Source organism: Lonsdalea iberica (genome assembly GCF_002111585.1).
Lineage (GTDB): Bacteria > Pseudomonadota > Gammaproteobacteria > Enterobacterales > Enterobacteriaceae > Lonsdalea > Lonsdalea iberica.
On record NZ_LUTP01000071.1, the window covers coordinates 1 to 8,714 of the forward strand.

Annotated in this window: 6 protein-coding genes; all 6 read right to left on the reverse strand. The window is 50.3% G+C overall.

Going from position 1 to position 8,714, the window contains the following annotated elements; translation table 11 throughout:
- Window positions 1–202: 202 nt before the first annotated feature.
- Window positions 203–991 (reverse strand): phosphate starvation-inducible protein PhoH, encoded by a 789-nt coding sequence (gene phoH, locus AU511_RS16060; RefSeq protein WP_094101903.1) that lies wholly within the window; start codon window positions 989–991, stop codon window positions 203–205.
- 495 nt (window positions 992–1,486) lie between these two features.
- A complete protein-coding gene (gene fliZ / locus AU511_RS16065) occupies window positions 1,487–2,023 on the reverse strand; it encodes a flagella biosynthesis regulatory protein FliZ (protein WP_094110280.1) in 537 nt (178 codons plus the stop codon).
- A gap of 52 nt (window positions 2,024–2,075) precedes the next feature.
- Entirely contained in the window at window positions 2,076–2,798 is a 723-nt protein-coding gene (locus AU511_RS16070; RefSeq protein ID WP_094101901.1) for an RNA polymerase sigma factor FliA, read from the reverse strand.
- 403 nt (window positions 2,799–3,201) lie between these two features.
- Window positions 3,202–4,032: a glycosyltransferase family 2 protein gene (locus AU511_RS16075; protein ID WP_094110281.1), complete on the reverse strand. Its 831-nt coding sequence runs from the start codon at window positions 4,030–4,032 to the stop codon at window positions 3,202–3,204.
- Window positions 4,033–4,106: 74 nt separating this feature from the next.
- Window positions 4,107–7,652, reverse strand: coding sequence for a glycosyltransferase (locus AU511_RS16080; RefSeq protein WP_094110282.1), 3,546 nt, complete (start codon window positions 7,650–7,652; stop codon window positions 4,107–4,109).
- A 235-nt stretch (window positions 7,653–7,887) separates the two neighbouring features.
- Window positions 7,888–8,714, reverse strand: an 827-nt coding sequence (locus AU511_RS17905) for a flagellin (protein ID WP_094110283.1), incomplete at its 5' end; no start/stop codon positions are given.

Here is an 8,714-nt window from a genome sequence, read left to right on the forward strand (position 1 = left end):
CAGGGTTCGACAAAACGGCAACGCCGTTTTGCATGGCCGTCAGGCCACCCGCAGGGCAAGGCGCGAAACGCCGCAGTCGCCCTTCCCTCAGCGCGATAAGCCACGATCACCACCCATATAGGCTCTGGTTTAAGAGACAAGAAAAAGCCCCAAACACAGGTCCGGGGCTTTTAGCACATAAAGTGCGCTGACAGCGTTTAAATCAGGCGTAAGCCAATAAGGTGCGCTGACACAGTTCTGAACGGACACAATCATGTGTGTTAAACGAGATCAGGCCCACCATTTCATCTTCCGTGAAGCGTTCCAACGCGTCGCGTAGACCCGATCTTACGCCTGAAGGCAAGTCGCATTGGGTGATGTCGCCATTGACAATAACGGTGACATTTTCCCCCAACCGCGTCAGGAACATCTTCATCTGATTCACCGTAACGTTCTGTGCTTCATCCAGAATAACAACGGCATTTTCAAACGTTCGCCCTCGCATGTAGGCAAAGGGAGCAATCTCGACCTTCGCAATCTCTGGGCGCAGGCAGTACTGCAAGAAGGAAGCGCCCAGACGTCGCTGCAAAATGTCGTAGACCGGGCGAAAATAAGGGGCAAACTTTTCAGAGATATCACCAGGTAAAAAGCCAAGATCTTCATCTGCCTGCAAAACCGGGCGAGTCACGATAATCCGCTCAATCTCTTTATGGATCAGCGCTTCCGCCGCTTTGGCGGCACTCAAAAACGTTTTGCCGCAACCGGCTTCTCCAGTGGCAAAGATCAACTGCTTATCGTCTATTGCGGACAAGTATTGCTCCTGGGCTTCAGTGCGAGCTTCAATCATGGAGGTGTCGCGATTTTCTCGCGCCATCCCGATGGACTCAATGCCCCCCAACTGAACCAGAGAAGTGACCGAATCTTCTTCACGCTGACGATGATTGCGGGCTTCACGTCTGATGACGCGTTTCGCTTCACGGCGTGCTTTGATCACTGCTTTTTGTCTTCCCATAGTGCCACCTTACAGTTTGTTTCACATACCGCATGAATGAGCTTCTGCGGCGTTGCATGTACAAATGAGGTTTGGCTTCCTTATTAAGCCACTCGACAACACAAGAGGGGAAAAGCCGCCTGCAGGCACGGTTAAACCACCGGGCGTCAATGCAGTCGGTTTTCGAAATAAATGGATAATTTGTGAACGGAAATAGGAGATCGATAATTTTAGACAGATATGTTGAGAGAGAACGATGAGGGTAGAACGCCCGCCGCAGCAGTTATGCGGTAAATCACGATGAAGCTTCGAACTATTTCGTCCCTTCAAGGACTTCACCATTCTTACTCCTTACTGTGACAACAACTATTCACAAGAATAATAATTGACAGACTAAATCCTTGCTAAAAAAATACGACCTAAGGATGTCAGCAATATGACAGTGCAATATTCCTTCCCTGCTGACAAGGCTTTTCACACTGTCATATTATAAATGTATAGTTGAAGTCTCTCGGTTTACAACATCAACGCGGTTTCCCGCGAAAAATTTTTCTCCCAGTCCAAAAACTGATCGTATTTACGCAACGCGCTACGGTAGGTATTTTGTTCCAGATTGGGTATATCGCTGCAAATTTGCTGCTGAATACTCTCATTTTCAGCAAGACGCTCAGATGGATAATGACGGGTAATAAGTAATTCATCCAATCTACGCAAACGAATGACATATTCTCGCATCGTGCTGTATTGCACTTCCGTTTGGTCGATAAGATAACGGGTAAATGATTTGATATTGAAGTAATGCGCTGGCGGCTTACAGAAGACTTCGCTGCAGAAACGGCACAGAGGTATTAATTCCTCCTGCATAGATTCCCAGGTTTCGTCATCTATCTTCCGGTCCAGATATTCAAGCGCTTTTTTATTGAGGGGTTTGGATTGGTAAACCAACGAGACGCGGTCAAGCGATTTACCGCAGTTAGAACAGTGAGTTTGTTTGTGTTTAAAATCTTTTAAATAACGACTTAGAAGCAGTTTCTTCCTGGCTGACTGAGACATGAATCCATTCCATGACAGTAAAAAGGGATAGCGACATGCCTACGCTTCCAAATTAACTTTCATTCATTAATTTAACGCGCAGGCGCTTAATCGCTTGGCTATGTAACTGACTCACCCGTGACTCCCCAACCTCCAGAACCGCACCGATCTCTTTTAAATTGAGCTCTTCCTGATAGTAGAGGGTCAAGACGAGTTTTTCTCGTTCTGGAAGGTTGTCGATGGCATCCATCACACGCTGACGGAGATTGACATCCATAAGTTGTTTCAATGGATTAGCATCTTCGTTGCCTTCCAGCAATGCTTCGGCGCTGTCGCCATGTTCCTCACGCCATTCGTCGTAAGAAAAGAGCTGGCTGTTGTTGGTATCGAGCAGGATCTGGCGATAGTCCTCGAGGGGAATATCAAGGATCTGCGCGACTTCTTGTTCCGTAGGCGCTCGTCCCAGCTGTTGCTCGGCCTGTTGCATGGCATGAGCAACTTCTCGGGCGTTACGACGCACGCTGCGGGGGGCCCAGTCGCGGCTTCGCAACTCATCCAGCATCGCGCCTCGTATGCGCTGAACGGCATAAGTGGTGAACGCCGTCCCCTGCAAAGAGTCGTAGCGCTCTACTGCGCTGAGCAGCCCGATGCCGCCGGCCTGAAGAAGGTCGTCAAGTTCCACGCTTGCGGGCAAACGAACCTGCAAACGGAGAGCCTCATGGCGCACTAACGGTATATAGCGCTTCCATAAGGAATTTTTGTCCATGGTCCCTTCAGCGGTATACAGCTCACTCACAGTGACAAACACCTAGATAATAAAGTTATCGGTACTATTATGCGTTCGTATAGTGTAGACAATCGAATGAATAGGCATAAAAAAGGCATGCTATTTAAGATATACAAGAAAGGTAAGGAAATTTTGCGCCGCAATTTGACTGAGGCCAGATTATTGAAAATAAAAAATAAAGCATCATACCGCGCAATGACGGGGACAACATCAATGTCTGGAATCCAAATTTCTGGCGGCGTATTTTAACCTCTGTAATTAAATATGTCTTTACGCATCAGAAGAATTTTCTCGATAAAATATAGTTTACCTCTGAAATCATCATGCCAAAGCCCCTCCCCCATTTTATTCCGACCGCGAAAACGAATGCGGCCGATCTCGATAAACCGACGGAGGGATAGCTAATCAGCAACTACCGTCTGGTCTGACGCGATTTGGTTTGAAATAGCACAGGTTTCGTGTGCCGCCGCTTAATATCTTTCAATATTTTTAACGTTTCCGTCGGACCTAAGTCCGGGATATCCTTCACGCGCACCCCCTGTTTATCACGAAAATAGTTGAGGGCCGCTTTTTGATTTTTCGTGTAATTTTCCTGAGAGAAAATCGTAGAATGCTCAAAGTCCTTATGGTCGAAGCCGATAAATTCTTTTGAGTTATCGATATCAGCAAAATACCAAAATGGCGGATGCATGCCCGCTTTTATTATCGCCAGCGTATGATCCACATGCTCTAACGCGTTGTAATAGGTTTCGTCCATATATCCCACACGGTCGATGCACGCCTTCGAGTAGTAAACGAATGCGCCGTCACACGTCTGGTAAAGCTGGATACGTCCGCCAACATAATCCGCGTTCATTTTCGGTTTGACGACGTCATCGAGACAGGCGGGGGTCGCCTGACTAAACATGAAATGTTGAATGCCACTGATCTTTGACGCTTGAATATATCGCTCAAACACCGATTTATTTTTGATAAAGACATCATCTTCAATTAAGAAAAAATGGTCGACATGGCGTTCATGTAAATAGCGCAAGGCAATGTTTTTGCTTTTCCCTACCCCGAGATTTTCCGGGTTATTGATCAGCGTATGCGTGATCTCATGAAACTCGGAGAAAAGATGACCATCATTTACAATGACAAGCTCATCCAGAATATCCAGCGGCAGAGAGCGGTAGAGCTTGATCAACTCATTAGGACGATTATGAGTGATTATTCCTACCCCAATTGTTTTTCCGTTAATCATATTTCATCTGCTCAATAAGCTTAAAAGGATACAGCCGGGGTCAGCCACCAATACCTTCCCCGGAGGATGTCACATCAATCCGGCAACCAGGCCTTCTGCCACAGCAGTAAATTGTCTCCGCTTAACATCCAGTCCCGGTAAACCGCCTCGCGCAATTCGTCGCCCATTCTCGCCGTCGCATCGAGATCGGCCAGATGCATCCGAATTGCATCCATCCAGTCTTTGTAGCGGTTCCGGACTCGCGTGACCGGCAGATCGCAACGATAAGGTTCGATATCCGTACAGATCACCGGATAGCCGCAAGCGCCGTATTCCAACAAACGTAAATTACTCTTACAGCGGTTGAAGATATTCTCTTCCAACGGCGCCAGCGCCAAATCCAGGTTTAGAGAGGCCAGTTTTTGCGGGTAAAAATCAATATCTACCCCTTTGTGGAATTCATGGATATAAGGGCGCAATTTCTCAGGACACATCCCGAAGAACACCCACTCAACGTCGCCCGCCAAATCTCGCACGATATCGGTAATCAGCTCGAGATCGCCGGTATGGCTGCTACCGCCCCCCCACCCAACGCGGGGTTTCTTACCCTGACGCCGCAGAGCGCCGAGATTAGACCACCATTCCACCGGCAGACGGTTTTCGACCACATGAATACGGTCATGAAGGCCAGCGAACGCCTCCGCCATCGGCTGCGTCGACACGACGAAACGATCCATGTAGCCCAGGCTCTTACGCATCGCTTTCAGCGCATCTTTGGGTAGCCCAGCTCTGTGCACGCTTTTCAGTGGAATATTGGGCAGATAGTCATCCAGCTCGTAGACCTTAAAGGTGTTGCTCAGCTTGCTGATTTTTTCGATCCAGTCATGAAAATACGCCGACACCTGTTTTTGCAGTACCAGAACCTCGGGTTCATAGCGCGCGAAGGTCGGGGTGTTTAGATAGACGTTGGAGAGTTTGCCATCAATCATATTGGCGTCTTTTAGCGCATTAAACGGCTTGATAATACGGTAGTGCCCGCAGCCGGTTTGGTCAGACATATGCGCCATGACCACCGGCAATGGTCGCCAGGTTAACGGACGCCAAATCAGACCGGCGTCCGGCTCGACTTCAAACCCACGCCCGTTCAAAGACAGATTGATATTGTAGGCCGGGTCTCGGGCGATAACCGGCAACCATTTCTCGTACATGGCCATCTGTTCGCCCTGGAAGCGTTGTCTTTTCGCCTCCTGCGCCGCGGTATCTACCTTTTTCTGACTCACGCTGCCTTCATGCATCACCGTGGCAAAGGGCGTCCATACGGTGAGATACCCCGCTTCACGCACTTTCAGGCACAGATCCACATCGTTGTAGGAAACCTTGAAAGCCTCTTCATCCAGCCCGTTGACCTGCTGGTAGACGGACTTTCTAATCATCAGACAGGCCGCGGTAACAACGCTGTAGTTTTGATCCACTTTCAGGCGCTGCATATAGCCGGGATCGTCCATCGGGTCACCGTTGAACGGATGTTCCGCCGGTCCGCGTAGTCCAAGAATGACGCCGCCATGCTGAATGCGCCCATCCGGATAAACCAGCTTCGCGCCGACGATCCCTACTTCAGGACGCAGCGCGTGGTTTAGCATGTTGTCCAGCCAATCCGGCTGCACGACGGCCGTATCGTTGTTGAGCAGAAGCAGATAGTCGCCGCGCGCCTGCTCAGCGGCCATGTTGTTGATTGCCGAGTAGTTAAAGGGATGAGGATAACGAATGACACGGATACGGTTGGGATCGACCTTCGCCACCCCATCCAGCCAGGCTTTCGCTTCAGGCGTTTCGCTATTGTTATCCACAATCAGCAGTTCGTAATTCGGGTAGCGCGTTTTCTCAAGCAGGCTAGTCACGCAGGCCACCAGCACCGGAAGCTGATCTTTGGTCGGGATGATGATTGAAACCAGCGGAGACTCTTGATGACCGTAAATCATCCGATAGTGTCCCGGCAACGTGGCCGCCACTTTACCGGCGTCATACCCACGACGCTGTAGATGGCGCTCGAGGACAGCGATTTCCCCCTCATGGGTAGAAATCGACAACGCCTCTGAAATCGTCAGAAATTCCGCCAGATGCCCGATAGATGCCATCCCCTGCTGTTCAATCAACCGCAGGATGTACTCCAGCTCCATGCAACTGGCATGCTTGGTATCAAAGCCGCCCAACGATAAAAACAGCTCCCGATTGAACAACCAGTGCCGCGTCATGACGGCGGGAAGGCTCAGCAGATAATCCAGGTTGAAATCCGGCCGGCAAGAGAGTCCCAGCTGCCCATCTTCGCCGTATAGCAGCTCGTCGCCGTAAATAGCGCTACAGCCCTGAGCGGTAACCAGCCCCAAACTGGTCATCAGCAGGCCACCTGCGGTAAAGCTCTCACCCGCTTGAACCAGCATTAGCCAATCGAAAGTCTGTTCGCGCACGACGTCGTTGATAGTCCTGACGAGAATTTCCTGACGGATTTCCCGCACGGTACAGCCTGGGAAACGCGCCGCGATCTCAGAGGAAGAAGTCAGGATGATGCGCTTGAGCAGGACGCCGTCCGACTCGATGGTCTCAAGACTCTCGACGGTCGTCTTCAATTTCTCTACGTCGCCCTCGGTATCCATGATGAGAATGCCGAATTCGCGGCCTTCCGGATGCTGAGCGAGATATTCCTTGATCAGCACTGACTCACTGGCCGTCGGATAACGACTGGCGATCCAGTCCGGCGTCGTGTTTTCTTCTGGTTTACCCTCTAAAGCGGCTTTCATACCTTCTTTGAGATCAAAGGGGTAAAAATGCGCTTTTTGGTCCAGGTCAGCGATCTCGATCAGCTCAGGGTTTTTGACGTCAGGCGAGAAGAAAATCGAATTCTGGACCTGGCGAAAATACACCGCCTGCTCCTGGAACTCCGCACCGCTGATCGAACCATCCACCCTTTCCGCGGGAACGCGCCTGTCGGTCAGCGGTTCAGACAGCATAGCGAAGTCGCCGTCGCGTAGCAGTGAAAGGTAGAAAGCTAGCGGTGCCGTATAGTTAAGCTTGACGCCGTTGAGGGTAAACATCGTCTTGGGAGATAGCATTTCCTGCCGCAGCAAAACACAGCTCAGCTCACCAATGAAATTGGCTGCATACCGAGTCAGATAATGAATGACATTCTGTCCACGAATCTGCACGTTGCCGGAAAATGGGTATGCAGTTTCAGCAATGTCATTGAGTATCTGCCCCTCTCCATCTATACGTCGACGGCGTGACGAACTGAACACCACGCGATCATCTTCTTCCAATACCGCTGTCAGTAATCGGACGTGGTCTTCCCTCAGTACATCGCTATCGTTCAGGAAGTTAATGTATTTTCCTTCCGCGAGCTTGAGGCTTTCTACGCAGAGATCGCATGCAGAGACGTCGGGGGACTTGCTGCGGAAATAACGAATGGTATGGCGGGACGCATCGGTCGCCTTATAGACGGCGCTTTCGATAAGGGTGTCGGCGCTGGCATCGTGCACGATGATTTCTACATTGTCGTAATCCTGAAGCGTCGCACTCAACAGTGCGAGTTCAAAGTATCGTGGTTCCTTCGCTGGAATAATGATACTGACGAGTGGGGACTTGTTCATTACTAACCCTCTATATGCATTCGATGTAACCGGAGCTGACTCTACATTGGCGCGATGTACCCCATAATGACCGGGACATCCCCAGACTAATCATACGGCGCTGAATGCCGGCTCAAAGACCTGAATTCATCTTCTTTATACCGGCTAATCACGGTATTGCTCGCGCTGCAGGCGATATCCGCCATAAAAAAAGCCCCGCCAAAGGCGGGGCTTTTTAGACAGAAGAGGAAACAGATTACTGCAGCAGAGACAGAACGGTCTGCGGTACCTGGTTCGCCTGCGCCAATACTGAAGTACCAGCCTGTTGCAGGATCTGAGCCTTGCTCATGTTGGAAACTTCTGTAGCGTAGTCAGCATCCTGGATACGAGACTGTGCTTCGCTCAGGTTGGTAGACGTGCTGGTCAGGTTGTTGATGGTGGAGTCAAAACGGTTCTGAATCGCACCCAGGTTACTACGCATGTCATCGACGGTAGACAGCGCTTTATCCAACGTGGTCAACGGGTTTTCCGTCGCAACGCCAGTCAGGTTGTCGGTAGAAGCATTAACAGTTACGGTCATCGCGCCATCGTCAGTGATGGAGATGTCGTTAGAAGTCAGTTTGTAGTAAGCAGTGTCGCCAGAAGCGCCAACGCCTTCAACGGCTGCATCCAGGGTACCACTAACGAAGTAGTTGCCCTTGGAGTCAGAAACCAGACCGGTAGCGCTCAAAGCAGAGGTACCAGAGAAGCTGACTGACGCATCTGCGCTCAGCGTGGTGCTGTTGTAGGTAGAACCGCTTGTAACAGCAGTCGTTGCGCTGGAAGCAGGACCGTCAACGTTGAAGCCAGACAGGTTCAGAGAAGAAGTGTTAACTTTCTGCAGGTTGATGCTGATGGTCTGACCATCCTGAGAACCCACCTGGATAGAGATGGAAGTTTTGCTGCCATCCAGTACTTTCACGCCGTTGAAGTCGGTCTGCTGAGAGATACGGTCAACTTCAGACAGACGCTGAGTGATTTCGTCCTGGATTGACTGCAGGTCGGAAGCAGAGTTAGTACCGTTCTGAGACTGTACGGTCAGAG